24 protein-coding genes and 1 tRNA gene are annotated in these 20,923 nt (G+C 46.1%); 24 read left to right on the top strand and 1 reads right to left on the bottom strand.

The features are described 5' to 3' along the window. Positions 1 to 170: 170 nt before the first annotated feature. From EIH25_RS04910 to gatB, 24 genes are all read left to right on the top strand, one after another. Positions 171 to 1,115: a stage III sporulation protein AA gene (locus EIH25_RS04910; RefSeq protein WP_124099130.1), complete on the top strand. Its 945-nt coding sequence runs from the start codon at positions 171 to 173 to the stop codon at positions 1,113 to 1,115. Further along, on the top strand, positions 1,108 to 1,608 hold the full coding sequence (locus EIH25_RS04905) for a stage III sporulation protein AB (protein WP_124099128.1): 501 nt from the start codon (positions 1,108 to 1,110) through the stop codon (positions 1,606 to 1,608). Before EIH25_RS04910 ends, EIH25_RS04905 begins: the two co-directional genes overlap by 8 nt. A 12-nt stretch (positions 1,609 to 1,620) precedes the next feature. Beyond that, positions 1,621 to 1,818: a stage III sporulation protein AC gene (spoIIIAC, locus tag EIH25_RS04900; RefSeq protein ID WP_124099126.1), complete on the top strand. Its 198-nt coding sequence runs from the start codon at positions 1,621 to 1,623 to the stop codon at positions 1,816 to 1,818. Further along, positions 1,818 to 2,204: a stage III sporulation AC/AD family protein gene (locus tag EIH25_RS12590; RefSeq protein WP_243113086.1), complete on the top strand. Its 387-nt coding sequence runs from the start codon at positions 1,818 to 1,820 to the stop codon at positions 2,202 to 2,204. The genes spoIIIAC and EIH25_RS12590 overlap by 1 nt, the downstream gene beginning before the upstream one ends. Positions 2,205 to 2,291: 87 nt before the next feature. Then, positions 2,292 to 3,440: a stage III sporulation protein AE gene (locus EIH25_RS04890; RefSeq protein WP_124099123.1), complete on the top strand. Its 1,149-nt coding sequence runs from the start codon at positions 2,292 to 2,294 to the stop codon at positions 3,438 to 3,440. A gap of 15 nt (positions 3,441 to 3,455) precedes the next feature. Then, positions 3,456 to 3,950, top strand: coding sequence for a hypothetical protein (locus EIH25_RS04885; protein ID WP_124099121.1), 495 nt, complete (start codon positions 3,456 to 3,458; stop codon positions 3,948 to 3,950). Further along, positions 3,937 to 4,491, top strand: a complete 555-nt coding sequence (locus tag EIH25_RS04880; protein WP_124099119.1) for a stage III sporulation protein AG — start codon at positions 3,937 to 3,939, stop codon at positions 4,489 to 4,491. Before EIH25_RS04885 ends, EIH25_RS04880 begins: the two co-directional genes overlap by 14 nt. A 25-nt stretch (positions 4,492 to 4,516) precedes the next feature. Beyond that, on the top strand, positions 4,517 to 5,056 hold the full coding sequence (locus tag EIH25_RS04875; RefSeq protein ID WP_124099117.1) for a SpoIIIAH-like family protein: 540 nt from the start codon (positions 4,517 to 4,519) through the stop codon (positions 5,054 to 5,056). Between the two features lie 116 nt (positions 5,057 to 5,172). Continuing rightward, on the top strand, positions 5,173 to 5,517 hold the full coding sequence (locus tag EIH25_RS04870; protein WP_124099116.1) for an Asp23/Gls24 family envelope stress response protein: 345 nt from the start codon (positions 5,173 to 5,175) through the stop codon (positions 5,515 to 5,517). Positions 5,518 to 5,599: 82 nt separating this feature from the next. Beyond that, positions 5,600 to 6,016 carry a transcription antitermination factor NusB gene (gene nusB, locus EIH25_RS04865; RefSeq protein WP_124099115.1) on the top strand — a complete coding sequence of 139 codons (417 nt, stop codon included), beginning with the start codon at positions 5,600 to 5,602 and terminating at the stop codon, positions 6,014 to 6,016. Beyond that, the gene (locus EIH25_RS04860) at positions 6,009 to 6,944 is read left to right on the top strand and encodes a peptidase M22 (RefSeq protein WP_124099113.1); all 936 of its coding nucleotides are present in this window, start codon (positions 6,009 to 6,011) and stop codon (positions 6,942 to 6,944) included. The genes nusB and EIH25_RS04860 overlap by 8 nt, the downstream gene beginning before the upstream one ends. Beyond that, positions 6,945 to 8,129, top strand: a complete 1,185-nt coding sequence (gene xseA, locus EIH25_RS04855) for an exodeoxyribonuclease VII large subunit (protein WP_124099110.1) — start codon at positions 6,945 to 6,947, stop codon at positions 8,127 to 8,129. 17 nt (positions 8,130 to 8,146) lie between these two features. After that, complete coding sequence (gene xseB / locus EIH25_RS04850; protein WP_124099108.1) at positions 8,147 to 8,332, top strand: exodeoxyribonuclease VII small subunit; 186 nt, start codon at positions 8,147 to 8,149, stop codon at positions 8,330 to 8,332. After that, positions 8,332 to 9,222, top strand: a complete 891-nt coding sequence (locus tag EIH25_RS04845; RefSeq protein WP_124099106.1) for a polyprenyl synthetase family protein — start codon at positions 8,332 to 8,334, stop codon at positions 9,220 to 9,222. The genes xseB and EIH25_RS04845 overlap by 1 nt, the downstream gene beginning before the upstream one ends. Before the next feature lie 22 nt (positions 9,223 to 9,244). Further along, the gene (dxs, locus tag EIH25_RS04840; protein WP_124099104.1) at positions 9,245 to 11,095 is read left to right on the top strand and encodes a 1-deoxy-D-xylulose-5-phosphate synthase; all 1,851 of its coding nucleotides are present in this window, start codon (positions 9,245 to 9,247) and stop codon (positions 11,093 to 11,095) included. Continuing rightward, positions 11,088 to 11,882, top strand: a complete 795-nt coding sequence (locus EIH25_RS04835) for a TlyA family RNA methyltransferase (RefSeq protein ID WP_124099102.1) — start codon at positions 11,088 to 11,090, stop codon at positions 11,880 to 11,882. The genes dxs and EIH25_RS04835 overlap by 8 nt, the downstream gene beginning before the upstream one ends. A gap of 10 nt (positions 11,883 to 11,892) precedes the next feature. Further along, positions 11,893 to 12,771 carry an NAD(+)/NADH kinase gene (locus EIH25_RS04830; RefSeq protein WP_124099100.1) on the top strand — a complete coding sequence of 293 codons (879 nt, stop codon included), beginning with the start codon at positions 11,893 to 11,895 and terminating at the stop codon, positions 12,769 to 12,771. Position 12,772: 1 nt separating this feature from the next. Next, a complete protein-coding gene (argR, locus tag EIH25_RS04825; RefSeq protein WP_124099098.1) occupies positions 12,773 to 13,234 on the top strand; it encodes an arginine repressor in 462 nt (153 codons plus the stop codon). An 18-nt stretch (positions 13,235 to 13,252) separates the two neighbouring features. After that, the gene (recN, locus tag EIH25_RS04820) at positions 13,253 to 14,923 is read left to right on the top strand and encodes a DNA repair protein RecN (protein WP_124099096.1); all 1,671 of its coding nucleotides are present in this window, start codon (positions 13,253 to 13,255) and stop codon (positions 14,921 to 14,923) included. Between the two features lie 70 nt (positions 14,924 to 14,993). Beyond that, positions 14,994 to 16,970 carry an NAD-dependent DNA ligase LigA gene (ligA, locus tag EIH25_RS04815; RefSeq protein WP_124099094.1) on the top strand — a complete coding sequence of 659 codons (1,977 nt, stop codon included), beginning with the start codon at positions 14,994 to 14,996 and terminating at the stop codon, positions 16,968 to 16,970. Positions 16,971 to 16,983: 13 nt separating this feature from the next. Then, the gene (locus EIH25_RS04810; RefSeq protein ID WP_206425684.1) at positions 16,984 to 17,241 is read left to right on the top strand and encodes an inorganic pyrophosphatase; all 258 of its coding nucleotides are present in this window, start codon (positions 16,984 to 16,986) and stop codon (positions 17,239 to 17,241) included. 97 nt (positions 17,242 to 17,338) lie between these two features. Continuing rightward, positions 17,339 to 17,608 (top strand): Asp-tRNA(Asn)/Glu-tRNA(Gln) amidotransferase subunit GatC, encoded by a 270-nt coding sequence (gene gatC / locus EIH25_RS04805; RefSeq protein WP_124099092.1) that lies wholly within the window; start codon positions 17,339 to 17,341, stop codon positions 17,606 to 17,608. Positions 17,609 to 17,620: 12 nt separating this feature from the next. Next, a complete protein-coding gene (gatA, locus tag EIH25_RS04800; RefSeq protein ID WP_124099090.1) occupies positions 17,621 to 19,078 on the top strand; it encodes an Asp-tRNA(Asn)/Glu-tRNA(Gln) amidotransferase subunit GatA in 1,458 nt (485 codons plus the stop codon). A gap of 18 nt (positions 19,079 to 19,096) precedes the next feature. Next, complete coding sequence (gene gatB, locus EIH25_RS04795; RefSeq protein ID WP_124099088.1) at positions 19,097 to 20,539, top strand: Asp-tRNA(Asn)/Glu-tRNA(Gln) amidotransferase subunit GatB; 1,443 nt, start codon at positions 19,097 to 19,099, stop codon at positions 20,537 to 20,539. Between the two features lie 292 nt (positions 20,540 to 20,831). On the opposite strand, the gene EIH25_RS04790 is transcribed toward gatB, so the two are convergent. Further along, positions 20,832 to 20,907, bottom strand: a tRNA-Thr gene (locus EIH25_RS04790). Positions 20,908 to 20,923 lie beyond the last annotated feature (16 nt).

The following is a 20,923-nucleotide window of genomic DNA, read 5'->3' as shown; positions in this document are numbered from 1 at the left end:
TATAACATATATCCATAAAACATTCAAGCTTTTTTTAAAATTACACAACTCATATTTTTAATGAGGATATGTATGCATATACGAAAAACGCACCGCATATTTATGAAACATGATACAGGACAAGTCAGCCTGTTGAAATCAAAAGCTAACAGCCGGGGAGCGGAATTATAATGAACATGGAAATAAGCAAGCTTAAGTTTTCATATGAATTGCTTACGCCTAAAATAAGGAACGCGATTATTTCAATACCTGAGCCGGAACGCAACCGTATTCAGGAGATTAGGCTCAGACTAAGCAAAATGCTGACCGTTACCTTATACGGCAAAGAATATTTTGTGGACGGTAAGGGACGTCTTATGAACAATTACAGCGACGGTATACCGGTTGCGGCGGACGATATAGCCGTTACATATAAAAGGGCGCTGCAAAATTCAGTTCACAGCTTTCACCGCGAGATTTCAAGAGGCTATATAACCGCGGAAGGCGGAAACAGGGTAGGCTTCTGCGGCACTGCCGTGCTTGATCCCTCAAAAGATTATGCGGTTGACAGTATAAAAAATATATCCTCCATTAATATAAGGATCGCGAGAGAGGTAAAAAACTGCTCTGTGGAAATATTTGAAAAGACCTTGTCCGAAAGACCGTCGTCGCTTATTATTGCCGGTCCGCCTTCAAGCGGGAAAACTACGGTGCTCAGGGATTTATGCCGCATCGCAGGTTCATTTTACCGGCTTTCCGTCATTGATGAGCGTAACGAGCTTGCGGCGACAAAGGACGGAGCCGCAATGAACGATGTCGGAATGATGTCCGACGTTTTTAATTCCTATAACAAATACGACGGAATCATGACGGCTGTGAAGGTGATGTCGCCGACGATTCTTGTCTGTGATGAAATAGGCTCCAAGGAGGATATGAAAGCGCTGGAATATGCAGTGAATTCAGGAGTCAAGCTGATAGCCTCATGCCACGCTTCAACCATAGACGAGCTGAAAAAAAGACCGCTTGTATCAAAGCTTATCAAAGAAAAGGTTTTCGATTACTGCGCCTTGCTGGGAACCGGTCCTATGTGCGGCAAGCTTACAGCCTTATACAGGCTTGGTGATAAATATGGTTAAAATGATCGGTCTGGCGCTTATATTGATGTCCGGGGGACTTATAGGAATAACTGCCTCTGATAAGGTCAAGCTGCACGGAAAGGCATTAAAGAAAATAATCAGGCTGCTGGAAGAATCTGAAATTATGATAAAATACAACGCCTGTACCTTCAGCGAGCTTCTGGAGCATTACAGGATATGCGATGAAATAAAGGATATTGACTTTATTGAACAGTATTCTTTAAGCGGTGAAGCCGATATAAAGGAAGCGGTATGCGGCGCTGTAAAGCGTACCGGGCTTGAACTGACCGAAGAGGAAAAGCATAATCTGAACAGTTTTTTTCTGGAGCTTGGATCGACGGATTTAGAAGGACAGCTGGCGATCATTTCTCATTACAAGGAATATTTCAGGGAATGTCTTTGCCGCGCGGACGAGGAAACGCAGGCTAAATGCAGACTGTATAAGTCTATGGGTATATTGGGAGGAGCGTTTTTGGCGGTAATTTTAATATAGAGGAGCAGTTTGATGGAAGTTGATTTGATTTTTAAAATAGCGGCAATAGGCATCATAGTAGCTGTGCTGAATCAGCTTCTGAAACGTGCCGAGCGGGACGAGCAGGCGATGATGACAACTCTGGCAGGATTGATTGTTGTGCTTATGATGATTGTAAATCAAATCGGAAATCTGTTTGAAACCATCAAAAGCGTTTTTGGTCTGTACTGATGGATATTATAGCTATTACCGGATTTTGCCTTACCGCGTGCATAATCTGCAAAGTCCTTGAAAAAAACGGCAGTGAAATAAAGTCGGTGCTGACGCTCTCGGCTGCCTGTATCGTTATCTTAAAAATAGTCGGCGAGCTGATACAGGTGCAGTCGGTAATCAAAGAGCTTTTCTTTCAGGCTCAGATGAGCGAGGATTACCTGACTATAATCTTTAAAGGGCTGGGAATCTGCTATATAACACAGCTTGCCGGCGATTGCTGCCGGGACTGCGGAGAAAGCTGTATCGCCTCTCAGATAGAGCTTGCAGGAAAGGTTTCCATGCTTATCATATCGCTGCCGTTATTCAGGACGGTTGTAGGTATTGTGGAATCCCTGCTGATATAAACGCTGCCGCGTGTTCAGCGTCCGGCGGCTTTGCCGGAGGTCTGCCTGTATAGCCGCGCGGTATCGTTTTAAGCATAAAGGATAAATATGAAAAAGTTATTATTTGTAATTTTCGCGGCGGCTGTTTTGTTTATCTGTCCGCTGAACGCTTACGCGCAGGACAACGCTGATTTTACTCAATCGGAGGAATATAGGGAAATAACCGACGAAATCAGCAAGGCCCTGGAATCGGCCGCCGGAAGCGAAACAAGCAGGATCCTTGAGGAAAACAATATATCCGCCGACAGCGTTCAAGGGGTTGCCGACATCTCCGTATCAGGCGTGCTGAAAACGGTTTTTTCCTCGTTCTGCGAATCGCTTGCAGGTCCTTTGCGTATGCTGGGAAAAATAATCGCGGTTGCGGCGCTCTGTATGATTTCGCAGAGTATGGCTCCCGACGGCTCCGGCATGGCAAGAGCTTTCAATACGATCGGCGTTCTTTGCTCCGTAACTGTAATATATGACACTGTATATTCCTGCTTTGACATCATCAAATCGTCGCTGGACGGAATTTCTCAGTTTATGACGGCGTATATCCCCGTTTTTTCCAGCGTTGCGGCGGCAGGAGGAAATTTAACGTCAGGCGGAAGCTATTATGCGGTAACGCTGATCTTATGCGAGATCATCGCGGTTATTTCAAATAAGATACTTTTGCCGTTTTTAAGCATAGTTCTCGCGATCTCGCTTGTTTCGGCAATAAACCCGGAGCTGAGCTTCTGCAGGGCGTCAGATTCGATAAAGAAGTGTGTTCAGTGGATTCTCGGAGCGCTTATGACTATTTTCACCGGTCTGCTTACTATCCAGAGCCTTACGGGAGCGGCGGCTGATTCGCTTGCGTCAAGAACAGCAAAATTTGCGGCGTCAAGTTTCATTCCTGTGGTAGGCGGAGCGGTTTCGGAGGCTTATTCAACTGTATATGGAAGTCTTGGGGTAATTCGTTCAGGTACAGGTACAATAGGTATAATTATTATCTGCATAATAGTTCTTAAGCCGATAGTGACTATTCTGGCGGTAAAGTTCGCGGTAACCGTCGGCAAAATAATCTGCGAACTTTTAGGTCAGCGTGAAAGCGGCGAGTTTCTCGGCAGCACAAACGCCGTTCTGTCTATCGGTCTAGGCATAGTGATATGCTTTTCGCTGATTTTCATTGTCGCGACCGCGGTTCTGATGCTTACCGCAATGAACATAGTTGCTTAGGAGGCGGTGATAGTTTTGGAAGCGTTCAGGACTGCGATCCTCACAGCAAGCATAGTCGGGATAGTCAGCGCCTTTGCCGACTTTGCCGCTCCCGGGGAAAGCATGAAGAAACAGCTGAAAATGATAATAACGCTGGTTTTGATATTATCCCTGTTCACGCCCTTCATAGGCGCTGATTTCAGAATATCTGTAGAAGGAATAGACGATCTGAGCGACGACGGCTCCTATGAAAGTCTGAACAGGAACTTTACCGATTATTATTTGGAGCAGACTAATTCCGGCATAGAGAGGGCGCTTATCAGTCAGCTGGAAAGGGAGAAAATTTATGCGGACAAAATAAGAATATATTCAGAGCTGAATGAATACAATTCAATAGAAATAACAAAAGCGGAGGTTTATGCGGAAAATTTAAGCGATGATACGAGGGAAAAGATAACAGACCTGATAAGCGCCGCTTTGCCGGACGCGGAAATTGTTTTCGTTTCGGAGGTGGACAGTGAAGCTCAGTGAAATAAAAAAGCGCTTTTTTTCGTTTTCAAAGCTTGACAGGCGTACAAAAATTATATTGGCGGCAGGTCTGATAGGAATTGCCCTTATATTTATTTCGGAAATAGTCCCCGGTTCGCCTGCCGCTGAAAGCGAAGCTGAAGAAATATCAGACGATATAGTAACGGAGGACTCCTATCAGTATAAAAGACAGATCGAAAGCGAGCTTATAGAAATGCTTTCGCAGATAAAAGGCGTGGGAAGCGTTTCAGCTATGGTGACGATCGAAGGTACTACCGAGTATGTTTACGCCGAGGAGCTTGACACGGCTACCGATAAGGACGGCGAGCAGCTCTCGGAAAGATACCAGAATCAAATCGTAATGACAGAAAAGGACGGTGAGAAGAAAGCGCTGGTCAAACAGATAATAAAGCCGAAAATAGGCGGCGTTGTTATTGTATGCGACGGAGGCTCGAACACGTCGGTAAACGAAAGGGTTATAAAGGCTGTTTCTACAGCGCTTAATTTACCGGCCAGTAAGATCTGCGTCGAATGCAGAAAATAAGTTGATTAAAAACGGAGGTATTTTTATGAAGAAGCCAACTATGATCATTGGGAAAAAACAGATTATCCTTGCAGGAATGACGCTGCTGCTGGGCGTTGCAGTATACATAAACTATGCTGTGTCGGCTAACGGAAACGGAATCAAATCAACCGATAAAATCGAAAGCAAGAGCGTAAACTACGGCGACGCGCAGCTTGTCAGCAACGACGCTGAGGACGATTATTTTGCTCAGGCGAGAATAGACCGCATGACCTCGAGAGATGAAGCGGTAGAAACATTGCAGACGATCATGGGCGGCGGCGACTCAACGGACGAGGAAAAAGCGGTCGCCTCCGAGGAAGCGGCAACCATAACCGGGCTTATCGAGTCGGAAAGCAAGGTGGAAAACCTTATAAAGGCAGCGGGCTTTGAGGACTGCGTAGTGTATCTGGACGGAGATACGGCCAATATCGTAGTAAAGGCTCCGGAAGGTCTTATTGACAGCGAAGCGGCGCAGATCAAGGACATACTTCTGGGAGAAGTAGACGTAGCCAACGAAAACATCAGGATTTATGATGTAGAATAAATTTTCACAATTATCAGAAAAAATATTCGGAAACGGTTGTACATTAAATAAAAATATGCTATAATATTATATATATGTTTCAATTGAGTATTTTTCTGATAAGGAGGCTTGCTGATATGAGTCAGGTTGAAAATAATATTTTCAAGACCCTGCATATAAGTCAGGACGTGATTGCCGGCATAATCTGCAACGCGGTGAAAGAGGTCGAAGGAGTGTGCGGGATCGCGCCTCTTCCTAAAAATCCGGTTCAGCTGTGGCTGAAAGAAGAAAATTTCGGCGATATCCGTATCGGTCTTGTTGACGACGTGCTTTCCGTTTCAGTGGGAATTATTATCAGCAGCGGCGTAAAGGCGATGCATACTGCCGAAAATGTTCAGAATAAGATAAAAAGCGCCGTGCAGGGAATGTTGGGTCTTACTGTCGCAAAGGTAAACGTTAAGGTTTGCGACGCAGTTTTTTAATAGCTTTAACCGGCTCTCGGGAATAGTATTCCTGAGGGCTATCGGTGTTTTATGACGTAAATAATGTAGAGGATGTGTTTTAGTGGCTGCAAAGAGAAGAGAGGTTCGCGAAACTGCTTTTATCTTATCATTTGAGAAGCTTTTCCGCGACGAGCCGATAGACGATATTATTAAGCTTTCCGAAGAATGTGACGGTCTGAAAATAGATGAAGAAGCCGTAAGGCTGGTTAAGGGGATACTTGAAAGACAGGATGAGCTTGACGGGATAATTTCCAGATTCAGCAATAAAAGATCTATAGAAAGAATCCCCAAAATCAATCTTGCTATTATTAGGCTTGCCATATACGAGGCGCTGTATGACGAAAAAGTGCCGGTAAACGTTGCGATAAGCGAAGCCGTAGCTCTTGCTCAGAAATATGCGCAGGAACCCGACATAGCTTTTATAAACGGAGTGCTCGGCTCATATTCCAGAAGCGGGGACGCGCCGTCAAATGAGTAAGATACTCGGAATAGATACCAGCAATTACACCACTTCCGCCGCGCTTCTTGATACGGACAGCATGGAAGTCGTTCAAAGCAAGCTGCCGCTGCCCGTAAAGCGCGGAGAAAAAGGCATAAGACAGTCGGACGCGCTCTTTCATCATACCAGGCAATTGCCGCGCGTTTTGAAAGAGGTGCTGACGGGTAATGATGATAAGCTTTCGGGCATAGGGGTATCGGATAAGCCCCGTTCCCTTGACGGCTCGTATATGCCGTGTTTTCTGGCAGGTCAGTCTGCCGCCGAGGAAATGGGACTGGCGCTGGGGCTGGTTCCTGATCTTACCTCGCACCAGACGGGACATATACTGGCAGCTTTATATTCCTGTAAAATGCTCGGTCTGCTTAAAGCGGACTCTCCTTTTATAGCCTTTCATGTCAGCGGCGGAACTACGGATATGCTGCTGTGTACGCCGGATAAGGACGCGGTTCTGAATATTGAAACTATCGGCTGTTCTCTCGATCTTAACGCGGGGCAGGCGATTGACAGGACGGGAGTAATGCTGGGGCTGGATTTTCCCTGTGGGATCGAGCTTGAAAAGCTTGCTTTGAAAAGTGAAGCAAGCTACAGAATCAAGCCTTCGATGAAAGAAATGAACTGCTGTCTGTCCGGAGTTGAAAATCAGTGCAGAGATATGTATGAATCCGGCGGCTCCAAAGAGAATGTAGCTCGTTTTTGTATTTTTTCAATACTTGCGGCAGTAACGGAAATGACAAAGCTGGCCAGACGCAAATACGGCGATCTGCCGTTTATATATGCCGGAGGGGTTATGTCAAATAAGCTTATCGCGGAAAATTTGGAGAGCGGATATTTTGCCGAGCCTGAGTTTTCCAGGGATAACGCTGTCGGAACTGCAATATACAGCGCTGTAAAAAGAGGTATGATCTGAATGAGTTCAATTTTGTCTGTTTCTCAGCTTAATAAATATGTTCAGTTTAAAATCAAATCGGATTTAAAGCTGAGAGGCATAACGGTAAAAGGCGAGGTGTCCAATTTCAGCCTTCATTATAAATCAGGCCACGCTTATTTCTCCTTAAAGGACGAAAGCAGCGTCGTAAAATGCGTGATGTTTTCCGGCAGCGCTCAGAAGCTGAAATTTACGCCTGAAAACGGTATGAAAGCGCTGGTGAGCGGAAATCTTGAGGTCTATGAGCGCGACGGAGTTTATCAGATAATAGTTTCGGATATGCAGCCGCTCGGTATAGGAGCGGTTTATACCGGAATCGAGCAGGTAAAGGAAAAGCTTAAAAGCAGGGGGGTATTTGATCAGTCGGTCAAAAAGCCCGTACCCTTTTTCCCCCGGAAAATAGCAGTTGTGACCTCTTTGACGGGAGCCGCGCTCCAGGATATTCTGAATATACTGTCCAGACGTTTTCCGATCTGCTCGGTACTGATCTGTCCGGCTCAGGTGCAGGGCGGTCAGGCTGCCGATTCTATATGCGCGGCCTTGAATAAAGCCGACAGCTGCGGCGCTGATACTATTATTCTTGCCAGGGGCGGAGGTTCCTCCGAGGACCTGATGCCGTTCAATACCGAGGCGGTGGCGATGGCTATATTCAGCTGCAAAACGCCTCTGATTTCAGCGGTAGGTCATGAAACCGACACGACCCTTGCGGATTATGCAGCTGATTTAAGAACTCCTACGCCTTCCGCTGCCGCGGAGCAGGCGACGCCCGATATTTCCGTATTGTTCAGCGCTCTTAGTTCAATGAGATTTAATTTGGATAATGCGATACGAAAATGCATATCGGACAAGAGCGTAATACTAACTGGAATCAGCTCCGCGCTTAATATGAACTCGCCGGCGGAAAAGCTTGAAAACAGCGCAAGCCGTATAAAAGATTTGCGGGATAAGCTTGACAGACTTGTTACGGCAAGAGTGAAATATGAAAACGCGGCGTTCGATAAATACGTTGTCCAGCTTCAGGCTTTAAGTCCGTTCAGTGTTCTGGACAGAGGCTATACCATAACGACAAAGGACGGTAAGGCGGTGTATTCAGCGGCAGAGCTGAACAGCGGCGACAAGGTGGAGATAAGGTTCAGGGATTCGTCCCGCGCCGCTTTGATGGAATAATGAAAGGAAAAATTAAAATGACATATGAGGATTCCATAAAAAGACTGGACGAGATCGTCAAAGTCCTTGAGAGCGGTAAGCTGACTCTCAACGAGGCTTTGGATTTATATAAGGAAGGCGTAGCGCTGTCCGCCGACTGCAAAAAGCTGCTTGAAAACGCCAGACTTCAGGTAGAAACGCTGTCTGCTTCGGAGGAAGAATAATGACGGAGATAAACGAGCTTAAATTAAAAAATTACTGCGCTCAGATCGAGCGGGAGCTTTTGAGGTTTACACAGGTCAAGCCGGAGCTTCAGGGCATAGTTGTCCAGGCAATGGAATATTCGCTTACGGCGGGAGGGAAAAGACTCAGGCCGATGCTTATGCTGGAATTCTGCCGTATGTGCGGAGGAGATATTTCAGCGGTACTTGACATTGCCTGCACCATTGAAATGATCCATACCTTCTCTCTAATTCACGACGATCTTCCGTGCATGGATAATGACGATTTCAGACGGGGAAAGCCTTCGTGTCATAAGGCTTTTCCGGAGAATATCGCCTTGCTTGCGGGCGACGCTTTAAACACTCTGCCTTTCGAGGTTATTTCAGGCGCGGCGATAGACGGCAGGATCACTGCGGAAACCGCAGTAATGCTTATATCGGTGCTTTCAAAATCAGTAGGGATAAACGGAATGATAGGCGGACAGGTAATTGATCTTCAGTCTGAGGGCAAGGATATTTCTGAGGAAACCTTAAATGTTCTTCAGGAGCATAAGACGGGCGCTTTGATTGAGGCTGCCTGCGTTATGGGCGTGGTATTGGCGGGGAAATATGATAAGATTCCGGCAGCCGCCCGATATGCTTCAGCGCTGGGAAGAGCGTTTCAGATTGTCGACGATATTCTTGATGTGATCGGTACTTTTGAGGAGATAGGAAAGCCTGTCGGAAGCGACAGCGAACAGAACAAAAGCACATACGTATCTGTTCTGGGGCTGGAAAGATCGCGCTGTGAGGCCGACAGGCTCACAGGAGAGGCTCTCTCGTATCTGAATGAATTTGATGACTGCGGGTTTTTAAGCGAGCTTACCGAAAGCCTGCTTGAAAGACGAAGCTGATTTTTTTGGGGGAAATCGTGTAATGCCGGAAATAATAAAACCGAATATATATAAAATGCGTTTGCCCGAGGATCTGAAGAAGCTTAGCATAGAGCAGTGCAATATGCTCTGCGGCGATATAAGAAGCATACTTATTGATACCGTTTCCCAGAACGGAGGACATCTTGCTTCGAATCTGGGTACAGTCGAGCTTACGATGGCAGTTCACAGGGTGTTCGAGTCGCCGAAGGATAAAATAGTATGGGACGTCGGACATCAGTCTTATACTCATAAAATACTTACCGGCCGTCTTGACAGGTTCGCTACTATTAGAACTGAAAACGGGATTTCCGGATTCTGCCGCCCTGAGGAATCAGAGCACGACGCCTTCATAAGCGGTCACAGCTCAAATTCCGTGTCGGCGGCTCTCGGAATCGCGTCTGCAATGAAGCTCAGCGGAGACGATCATCATACGGTCGCGATACTGGGCGATGGTGCTTTCACAGGCGGACTTGTGTACGAGGGGCTGAATAACGCCGGAAAAAGCGATACAAACCTGATAATAATCCTTAACCACAATGAGATGTCTATTTCCAAAAATGTAGGAAGCATGGCAAAATATCTTTCGACCCTCAGAACCAAGGATTCGTATCACAAAACTAAAAGCGCGGTAGAAAAGGTGCTGAATAAAACTCCGGTTATCGGACAGCCTATCAAGCGCACTCTTAAATCCGCAAAAAAAGCGGTAAAGAATCTTGTTCTTAACAGCACCATGTTTGAAGATCTGGGATTTGAGTTTATAGGTCCTCTCGACGGACATAATATAGAGGAGATTGAAAACGGTCTTGCGGCGGCAAAGGCGCTTAACAGACCGGTATTCGTTCATGTCAATACAGTAAAGGGAAAGGGATACGCTCCGGCTGAGGACAATCCGGGTGAATATCACGGTATCGGTTCCTTTGAAATTGCTACCGGCAATCCCGACGTAGTTCTTTCCGACAGCTTTTCTTCCGTTTTCGGCAAGGAGCTGACCCAGATGGCGCGGAACGACAAAAGGATATGCGCCGTAACTGCCGCGATGAAATACGGAACAGGCCTTCAGTATTTTTACAAAGCCTTTCCTGAGCGCTTTTTTGACGTTGGAATTGCGGAGGAACACGCGGTAACCTTCTGCGGCGGTCTGGCTTCAATGGGAATGATACCGGTTTTCGCCGTATATTCCTCGTTTCTGCAAAGAAGCTACGATCAGATCATTCACGATCTTGCCATCAGCGGCGCCCATGCGGTAATAGGCGTTGACAGGGCGGGGATAGTCGGAGAAGACGGCGAGACCCATCAGGGCATTTTCGACGTTTCGTTCCTGACCTCGGTTCCCGGAATAACCATATATTCTCCGTCATGCTATGAGGAGCTTAAAGCGTGCCTCAGAAAGGCTGTGAACGAGGACGGCGGTATTTCCGCGGTACGGTATCCCAGAGGGAACGACAAGTCGCTTTATGACAAATCAAAAATAAACACTTTCTACAGCTATAAGGATAACGGAAACGGTATTCTTGTAGTTACATACGGAAGACTGTATAACAATGTTCTGAAAGCGGAAGAAATACTGCACAGCAGGGGAATAGATTTTGATACGCTTAAGCTGGTGAAAATTTTCCCGATCGAAGAGGAGATCGTAAATATTATTTCAGATTACAAGCTGGTCTTTTTCTTTGAGGAATCCTATACGTTCGGTTCAATATCGGAAAAATACTGCGCTATATGCAATAATATCGCTCCCTTTGCAATAGAAGGCTTTGTAACGCACGGAAAGGTAGGCTACTTACTTGAGCAGTGCGGTTTTTCTCCGGAAAAAATGGCTGAAAGTATTGAGGATTTTCTGAAAAATGGATAAAAGACTGGACGTGTATCTGGTTGAAAACGGATATGCCAGAAGCAGGGAAAGAGCAAAAAGCCTTATAAAAAGCCGAGGAGTTCTGATTAATTCCAAGCCGGCGTCAAAGCCCTCCCAGACTGTAGGTGAAAGCGACGCTGTGACTTTGACGGCTCAGGATCTGGAATATGTGGGACGGGGAGCGCTGAAGCTGATCAAGGCTTTTGAAGCGTTTGAAATAGATGTTTCAGGTATGGTGTGCGCCGATATAGGAGCGTCTACCGGAGGCTTTACCGAAGTTCTGCTTGAAAAAGGCGCTCTGAAGGTTTACGCCGTAGACGTGGGACACGGTCAGCTCGACCGCGGGCTGGCTGAGGACAGCCGCGTGGTAAACTGCGAGGGCGTTAATGCCAGGGAGCTTACACGCGGCTTTTTTAAAGAACAGGTGCGGTTTATAAGCGTTGACGTTTCGTTTATCTCGCTTAAGCTAGTAATGAAAGCGTTATCAGACTGCGCCGATAACGGAGGTATATTTGCAGTGCTGATAAAGCCGCAGTTTGAGGCGGGCAGAGGCGCGTTGAATAAAAAAGGTGTGGTAAAGGATAAAAAGGCGCATAAATCGGTGCTCAAGGATATAACGTCTTTTTTCAACGAGTGCGGCTTGAGCGTTTCCGGTCTTACCTTTTCGCAGATAAAGGGCTCAGACGGAAATATTGAATATCTCGCCTGTCTGACAAAGAAAGACGAAATAAAAAATACGGATATAGATGTTGATCTGATAGTGGACGACGCTTTTAACAGTTTGTGAGGTGAACGCCGTGAATGTATATGTGTTTCCTAACCTTGATAAGCAAAATTGCAGAGAGGTTACGACGGAAGCCTGCCGTATACTCGATAATGAAAAAGTAAATATTTTTATGGAGGAGCGGTACTGCAAGGCTTTTGATAAGCTCGATTTTATTCATTTTGCCGACGAGGTAAAATGTATCCAGACCTCCGATTTCATAGCGGTAATAGGCGGCGACGGAACGATTCTGAAATGCGCGGACGCGGCTTCGGTTTACAATAAGCCTATTCTGGGAGTAAACTGCGGACGTCTGGGCTTTATGGCTTCTCTTGAGCATACGGAGCTTGACAGGCTTAAAGCCCTGTGCAAGGGAGAATACACCCTCAGCAGAAGAATGCTTCTGAAAATTGAAATTATTCCGTTAAACGGCGAACCGCTGGTATTCAGCGCTTTGAACGACGTAGTTATATCCAAGTGCGACGACTGCAAGATCGCAGATTTTGAAGTTTCCAAGAGCGGACAGGTTATATCCTCGATCCGCGCGGACGGTGTGATTTTCTCAACTGCGACCGGAGCTACCGCGTACTCTATGTCGGCTGGCGGTCCTATAATCGAACCTGAAATGGAATGTATTGAATTTACGCAGATATGCTCCCATTCGCTTTTTGACAGATCAATGGTTCTTTCGCCTGAAAGCGTTATCAGCGTAAAATGCCGCTGCAACTATAATTCCCATTCTGTGGTAAACGTAGACGGCAATATAGTTTACAGGCTGAGCGGAGATGACTGTGTAAAAATTTCAAAATCGCCCCTGCGTTTAAATATTATAGATATAGCGGGCGGAAGCTTTTTTACGTCGGTAAACAAAAAGCTAATGCGGCCGCTGAAGGGATTTTCCGAGGAGATATGAAATGAAAGCCAAAAGACAGAATATGATATTAAAGCTTGTGTCTGAAAAGAATATAAGCACTCAGGAGGAGCTTCAGCAGGAGCTGCGCTCCGCCGGCTTTGAGGTTACTCAGGCTACGGTGTCAAGAGATATCAGGGAGCTGGCACTGATCAAGACCTGCTGTTCCTCAGGTAAATATAAATATGCTGTTCCGGCGCTGAAACGCAGCTCCATCGATCGGAAGGACAGCATGATACTTACGATTCTGTCCGACGCCGTTACATCGGTGGATTCCGCGTTGAATATTGTTGTGGTTAAATGCCATGTAGGAATGGCTCAGGCTGTGTGCGCCAAGCTCGACAATGCGGAGCTGGACAACGTTGTCGGTACGATCGCGGGCGACGATACGATTTTTATGCTTATGCGCAGCGAAAAGGACGCTTCTAGGCTGGTAAAAGAACTTAGTATTATAACAAACAAATGATCAGGGAACTGGTGGGCTATGTTAAAGGAATTATATATTGAAAATCTTGCTGTAATTGAAAAAGCCGCGATTGAATTTAACGGCAGCTTTAACGTTTTTACCGGGGAAACCGGCGCCGGTAAATCTATACTTATAAACGGGATCAACGCCATTCTGGGACAGCGCGTCACCAAGGATATCGTCCGTACCGGCGCGGATAAGGCTGTTGTTTCAGGAATGTTTACGGATATGGATATAAGCGTGCTGGCAAAGCTCAACGACCTTGGTATTCAGCTTGACGACGGTCAGCTTTTTCTGTCAAGAGAAATCAGCTCCGACGGCGGAAGCGTCGCGAGAATAAATTCAAGAAGCGTAAACGTTTCTGTGCTCAGGGAGATCGGAGCGCTGCTGGTCAATATACACGGTCAGCACGACAATCAGGTCCTTATGGCCCCCGAGGAGCATATACATATTCTGGACAGCTATGCCGACGACGGTCAGCTTCTGTCCGATTATAAAAAATCCTTCAAGGAGCTTCAGGAGCTTGCCAGGCGGATAAACAGGATCAAAATATCAGCGGGGAAAAAGACCGAGCGGATAGAAGAGCTTAAAGCGATTATCGGCGAGATAGAGAGCCTGAACCTAGATCCGGAGGAAGATGAGCGGATAGAGGACGAGCTTGAAATTGCTAAAAATGCGGTTGTCCTGTCTGAGGCGGTCTATTCTGCCGGTCTGCTTCTGAGCGGAAGCGACGAGGTTAGCGGAGCGGCTGAAATTATAGCGGAGGCAGCGGGAAATATTGCCGCCTATACCGATATTCTAGCAGACCTTGAGCCGCTTGCTTCAAGGCTTTCGTCGGCACGAATTGAGATTTCTGATGTAGCCGGCGAGCTTTCGTCGCTGCTGGGAAGCCTCGACGTCGATCCGAAGCGTTACGACTTTTTGAATCAAAGAAACGACGAACTGAGAAAAGTAAAGAAGAAATACGGACCAGAGCTTGATGACGTTGTTAACACTCTTGAAAATTCGCGTAACGAGCTTGATCTGCTTTTGGGCGAAGAGCAGGACTTATCCCAGCTTATGTCACAGCAGAAGGAGCTTCTTGCCTGTGCCACTAAAAAAGCCAAGGCGCTTTCCGATTTCAGAAAAAGCGCGGCGGAACGGTTTGTAAGGGAGGTTACGGGCGAGCTTGAATTTCTCAATATGCCGAAGGTAAAGCTGGTGGTTGATCAGAAGCCCGGAAAGCTTACGGTAAACGGAATGGATACTATAGAATTTCTCATTTCCGCAAACGTTGGGGAAGAGCCTAAGCCTATAGCAAAGATAGCGTCGGGCGGCGAGCTTTCAAGAATAATGCTTGCGCTGAAAAACGTTATAGCTGACCGCGACAGTATAGAAACTCTTATCTTTGACGAAATAGACACCGGAGTCAGCGGACGTGCGGCTCAGAAAATAGGGCTGAAGCTAAGACAGATTTCAAAAATACGTCAGGTTTTATGCGTTACTCATCTTTCGCAGATAGCTGTAATGGCTGACAATCATCTGCTTATAGAAAAAGAGGTACGCGGCGAAAGAACCGTAACTACTGTTAAAAGGCTTGACTTTGAGCAGCGCAAGCATGAGATCGCCCGTATATTGGGCGGTGATAATATAACCCGGCTTACTCTTGAAAACGCTGAGGAGCTGCTGAGAAGCGTAAACAGAACATAAACTGCTTGTATTTTATTATTGATTATGGTATAATAATTATATTATTTTTATAATTACGGAATGGTGTTATATGGAATTTGAAGCTGCAAAATCAAGAATAGACGAATTAGTTGAACTTCTTAACTATCACAGCAGACTGTATTATGTAGAGGACAGAAACGAAATATCGGATTATGAATACGATATGCTCCAGAATGAGCTGAAAAAGCTTGAAGCCGAATATCCTGAGCTGATAAGAAAGGATTCTCCCACGCAGCGCGTCGGCGGAGAAGCTTTGTCCGTATTTGAAAAGGTCGAGCATATTGTTCAGATGGGGTCTATTCAGGACGTATTTTCTTTCCCTGAGGTCGAACAGTTTATAAATACCGTAAGACAATCGGCAGACAATCCGCGTTTTGTTGTAGAACCGAAAATAGACGGTCTTTCGGTTTCTCTTGAATATCATAACGGCGAATTTGCAGTCGGTTCAACCAGAGGAGACGGGTTTGTAGGAGAAAATATTACTCAGAATCTTAAAACGGTTATGTCGGTGCCGATGAGTATTCCCGAAAAGCTTCCGCTTCTTGAGGTAAGGGGAGAGGTCTATATGCCTAAAAATGTTTTTCTGGAGCTGGTAAAGCAGCAGGAAGATAACGATGAGCAGCCCTTTAAAAATCCCCGTAATGCGGCGGCCGGTTCTTTAAGGCAAAAGGATCCTAAGGTTACCGCCAAAAGAAAGCTTGATATTTTCTGCTTTAATATACAGCGTATTGAAGGAAAGGAGCTCGTTTCGCATAAGCAGTCGCTTGATTATATAAAGTCCCTCGGCTTTAAAACGGTTCCGGATTATCAACTTGCCGAAACCTTTGAAGAGGTCAGGGAATGTATTGAAAAAATAGGCGAAAAGCGTTTCAGCCTGCCTTTTGACATTGACGGAGTAGTAATAAAGGTCGACAGCTTCGCACAGCGTGAAATACTCGGCTCGACCGCGAAAACGCCGAAATGGTCCGTCGCGTATAAATTCCCTCCTGAAGAAAAGCAGACAACGCTGCTGGATATAGAGCTTAACGTCGGAAGGACCGGAGCAATCACTCCGGTCGCGGTATTTGAGCCTATAGCTCTTGCGGGAACTAGCGTGTCGAGGGCTTCTCTTCACAATCAGGATTTTATAGACGAAAAAAACATTTCTATAGGAGATATAATAACCGTCCGCAAGGCGGGAGATATTATTCCCGAGGTCGTATGCGTATACGAGAAAAAATCAGAAAGCAGCTTTAAATACCCTGAGGTCTGCCCCGTCTGCGGAACTCCGGTTGTCAGATCTGAGGACGAGGCGGCGGTAAGATGTCCGAATGTTGATTGTCCCGCTCAGATTTATCGGAGCATAGTTCATTTTGCTTCAAAGGGAGCGATGAATATCGACGGATTGGGACCCGCGATAGTTGACGCGCTGCTGAAATCCGGATTGATAAAATCGGTAGCGGATTTGTATAGGCTTACGGTTCAGGACCTGCTTGGGCTTGAAAATTTCAAGGACAAATCCGCTAACAATCTTATAAACGCCATTGAAAAATCAAAAAGCAATTCCCTTGACCGGCTTATATTCGGTCTTGGGATCAGAAATATAGGACAGGCAAGCGCCAAGCTGCTGTGCGCTAAATTCGGAGATCTCGACAACATCATGTCGGCGTCCGCGGAGGAAATAGCTGAAATAGACGGCTTCGGCGGAATTATGGCAGAGAGCGTTGTAAGAGAGCTGAACGAGCCTCATATGATAAGTCTTATAAAGCGCTTAAAGGAATACGGCGTCAATACCGCCTTTGAAAGGATACAGATTGACAGCCGCTTTGAGGGCATGACATTTGTTCTTACCGGAACGCTTCCTACCCTTAAAAGAAACGACGCTAAGGCTCTGATTGAAAAATACGGCGGAAAGGCCAGCGGTTCGGTTTCCAAAAAGACAAGCTATGTGCTTGCCGGGGAGGAGGCTGGAAGCAAGCTTGCCAAGGCTCAGGAGCTGGGAGTGAAAATAATTACAGAGGAAGAGTTTCTGAAAATGACGGAGTGATCAGATAAGAGTCGTGGTTACAGTTGACAGACCGATTGGATATAACCACAAAGGCAGTATTTATACTGTAAACTATGGATATGTCAGCGGCGTAATAGGCGGCGACGGACATTGGCAGGACGCTTATATCCTTGACAGTTCTATAAGCCGGCCTGTTGAAAGCTATTCAGGTAGCTTGATTGCAGTTGTTGTCAGAGATGATGATAATGAAACAAAATGGATCGTCAGCAATGAGAATTTATCTGCTGACGAAATATATAAGAGCAGATAGAGTTTATTGAAAGGTTTTTTAAATCAAGGGTACATTTAATTGAAAATTATCCTGCGGACAAGCTCTGACAGGATTTTCATAAAAGGAGGAAGTATAAATGAACATTGACATTAAGCATATCGCCAAGCTTGCCCGTCTGAAAATTGAGGACGATCAGCTTGAAAAGTTTGAAAGTGAAATGCAGAATATCGTCAATATGGTGGAAAATCTGCCGGACATTGACGATGAGCTGGCGCTCGACGAAAAAAATCCCATGATTTTAAGAAAAGACAAGGCTGTTACAGACAAGTATACAAGACAGGAGCTTATGGCTAACGCTCCGCAGGTTAAGGCAGGCTGTCTGGTTGTACCTAAGACTGTTGAATAAGGAGTGTTATAATTGGAACTTTTTGAAAAAAGCGCTTATGAGCTTTCTCAGATGATGAAAAAAAAGGAAGTAAGCTCTGTTGAGCTCACAAAATCTGTTTTTGAGAGGATAAGAGCCGTTGAGCCGAAAATTGACGCATACGTTACTCTCAACGAAGAAAACGCGTTGAAAGCGGCGGAGGAAGTTGACGTTAAAAGAGCCGAAGGCGAGGAGCTTTCGGAGCTTGCAGGAATTCCGATAGGAATCAAGGATAATATTTCCACAAAGGGTCTGAAAACCACCTGCTCGTCAAAAATGCTGGAAAACTATGTTCCGCCCTTTAACGCGACGGTAATGAACAGGGTTTATGAAAACGGAATGGTTGTAACCGGAAAGCTCAATATGGACGAGTTTGCGATGGGCTCTTCAACCGAAAACTCATATTTCAAGCCTACGCGCAATCCGCACGACGCTGACAGGATTCCCGGAGGCTCTTCCGGCGGATCCGCCGCGGCTGTAGCAGCCTGTGAAGCGATAGTATCTCTTGGCTCTGATACCGGAGGCTCCATACGTCAGCCTGCCTCATACTGCGGCGTTGTAGGACTGAAACCGACTTATGGCGCTGTTTCGCGTTACGGTCTGGTAGCGTTTGCTTCGTCGCTCGATCAGATAGGACCTCTGGGCAGAACTGTAAGGGACGTTGCTATGCTTCAGTCGGTGATAAACGGACACGACAGAATGGACGCTACCTCGGCCTACAGAAATTACGCCGATCTTTCAGCCGGTCTTAAGAGCGGCGTCGACGGCTTGAAGATAGGTCTGCCTAAGGAATACTTCGGCAAAGGTATCGACGACGAGGTAAAGAGCGGTGTTTTAAACGCCGTAAAAGCTCTTGAGGCGCAGGGAGCGGTCGTGAAGGAAATATCCCTGCCGTCCGCCGATTACGCGCTGTCTTCATATTACATCATTTCCTCCGCGGAGGCTTCTTCAAATCTGGCAAGGTTCGACGGGGTTAGATACGGATTCAGGGCGGAGGAATACGACGGTCTGACAGATATGTATGAAAAAACTCGTTCCGAGGGCTTCGGCGACGAGGTAAAGCGCAGGATAATGCTTGGAACGTTTGTGCTTAGCTCAGGCTTTTATGACGCGTACTATAAAAAGGCAAAGCTTCTGCAAAGGCGTATCTCGGAGGAATTTTCCCAGGCTTTTTCAGATGTTGATATTATCGCGACGCCTACCGTTCCCACTACGGCTTTCAGAATAGGCGAAAATACCGACGATCCTCTGAAAATGTACGCAACCGATATATGCACCGTTACTGTAAACATTGCGGGGCTTCCTGCAATATCTGTTCCATGCGGAAAAGACAGCAGGAAGCTTCCGATCGGACTTCAGCTTATCGGCGGAAAATTCACCGAACAGAGGCTGCTGAATACTGCGTATACCTATGAGCAGCTCGTCGGCGGTTTTTCAATGCCTGAGCTTTAAGGAAAGGAGTCTTGTAAAATGGTAAAAGGTTATGAGGTTGTGATCGGTCTTGAAACTCATGCTGAGCTTAATACCGATTCCAAGATATACTGCGACTGTAAAAACCAGTTCGGACTTGAGGTAAATTCTCAGGTTTGTCCGATATGCATGGGTATGCCGGGAACGCTGCCTACGCTCAATGAAAAGGTCGTTGATTACGCGATAAAGATGGGACACGCTTTGAATTGCGGAATAAACAGGGTCTGCAAGCAGGACAGGAAGAATTATTTTTATCCTGACCTTCCCAAGGCGTATCAGATATCTCAGGCAGAGGTTCCGCTTTGTGAAAACGGCTATGTTGATATTATGGTTGACGGCGAAGAGCGGAGAATAGGAATAACTCGTATCCATATAGAGGAGGACGCGGGAAAGCTGCTTCATTCGGATAAATTCGACGGCTGTTCGCTGGTCGATCTTAACCGCTGCGGCGTTCCTCTGATAGAGATCGTTTCCGAGCCGGATATGAGAAGCTCAGCTGAAGCGAAGGCTTATCTTGAAACGCTTAAATCTATCCTTCAGTATCTCGGAATATGCGATTGCAAAATGGAGCAGGGCTCGATCCGCTGCGACGTCAACGTTTCAGTCCATAAGCCGGGAGAGCCGTTGGGAACCCGCTCGGAAATGAAAAATGTCAACAGCTTTTCGGCTGCTGTACGCGGTATAGATTATGAGATAAACAGGCAGATCGAAGTCCTTGAAAATGGAGGCGCTGTAGTGCAGGAAACACGCCGCTGGGACGACGCAAAGGGCGTAAGCGTTTCAATGCGTTCCAAAGAGGATTCCCAGGATTATCGGTATTTTCCTGAGCCTGATCTGCTTACTATAGTAGTTGATCAGGAAAGGGTTGACAGGCTTAAAGAAGATATTCCTGAGCTTCCCAACGCAAAGCTGATAAGATATATCAAGGAATACGGAATGGATCAGAAAGACGCGGCTTTTATTGCCGAATCCGCAGAACTTGCTTCGCTGTTCGATTCCTGTATGGCAAAGGGCAGATTTCAGGCTAAAGCCTATACTACATGGATATTGGGAGATTTCATCAAGTATCTCAACGACAACTCCAAAGCAGTATCGGATACGAAATTGAACGCCGATAATCTTACCGAGCTTGTGGAGCTTATTGAAAACAAAACGATTTCCAATGCCGGCGGAAAGAAAATATTTGCCGTAATCCTTGAGCGGGAAAAGTCAGTCAGGGAGCTTGTGGACGAACTCGGTCTTGCACAGGTTTCCGACGCTTCGGCGCTTGAGGCTATTGCGGATAAGGTGCTTAGTGAAAATGAGAAGTCGATCGCCGACTATAAAAACGGTAAGACCAACGCGCTTGGATATCTTGTCGGTCAATGCATGAAAGCTTCCAAGGGCAAGGCTAATCCGGGTATGATGAAAGAAATCGTGATCAATAGGATCAATGAGATGTAACAACAGATATTATTTTTTTGCGATACAAGAAGCTCAATGAATCTGCTATGATACAGAAGCATTGCCGCTTTTGTATCGCTTTTTAATTCTACTGAAAGGCATTGGAAATTTTATATTTTCTTTTCAATTTATTTTTGGGCAGCAAAAAAGCCCATAAATACGGGCTTTTTTTACATTATATATTTTATGATTACAAAATGTGTTGCGGCAATGAAATAGATCTTTGTCCAGCGGCATAAAATTACCCGCCACCACAAAATGATGACGGGTATTGCGCTGTCCGCGCTGGGACTGGAGCTGCTAACCGGGATCGAACCGGTGACCTCGTCCTTACCAAGGACGTGCTCTGCCTACTGAGCCATAGCAGCGTAACATAAATATTAT

The organism is Ruminococcus sp. Marseille-P6503 (assembly GCF_900604945.1).
In the GTDB taxonomy this organism is placed as follows: Bacteria; Bacillota; Clostridia; order Oscillospirales; family Ruminococcaceae; genus FB2012.
This window is presented reverse-complemented; position numbering and strand designations above follow the sequence as displayed.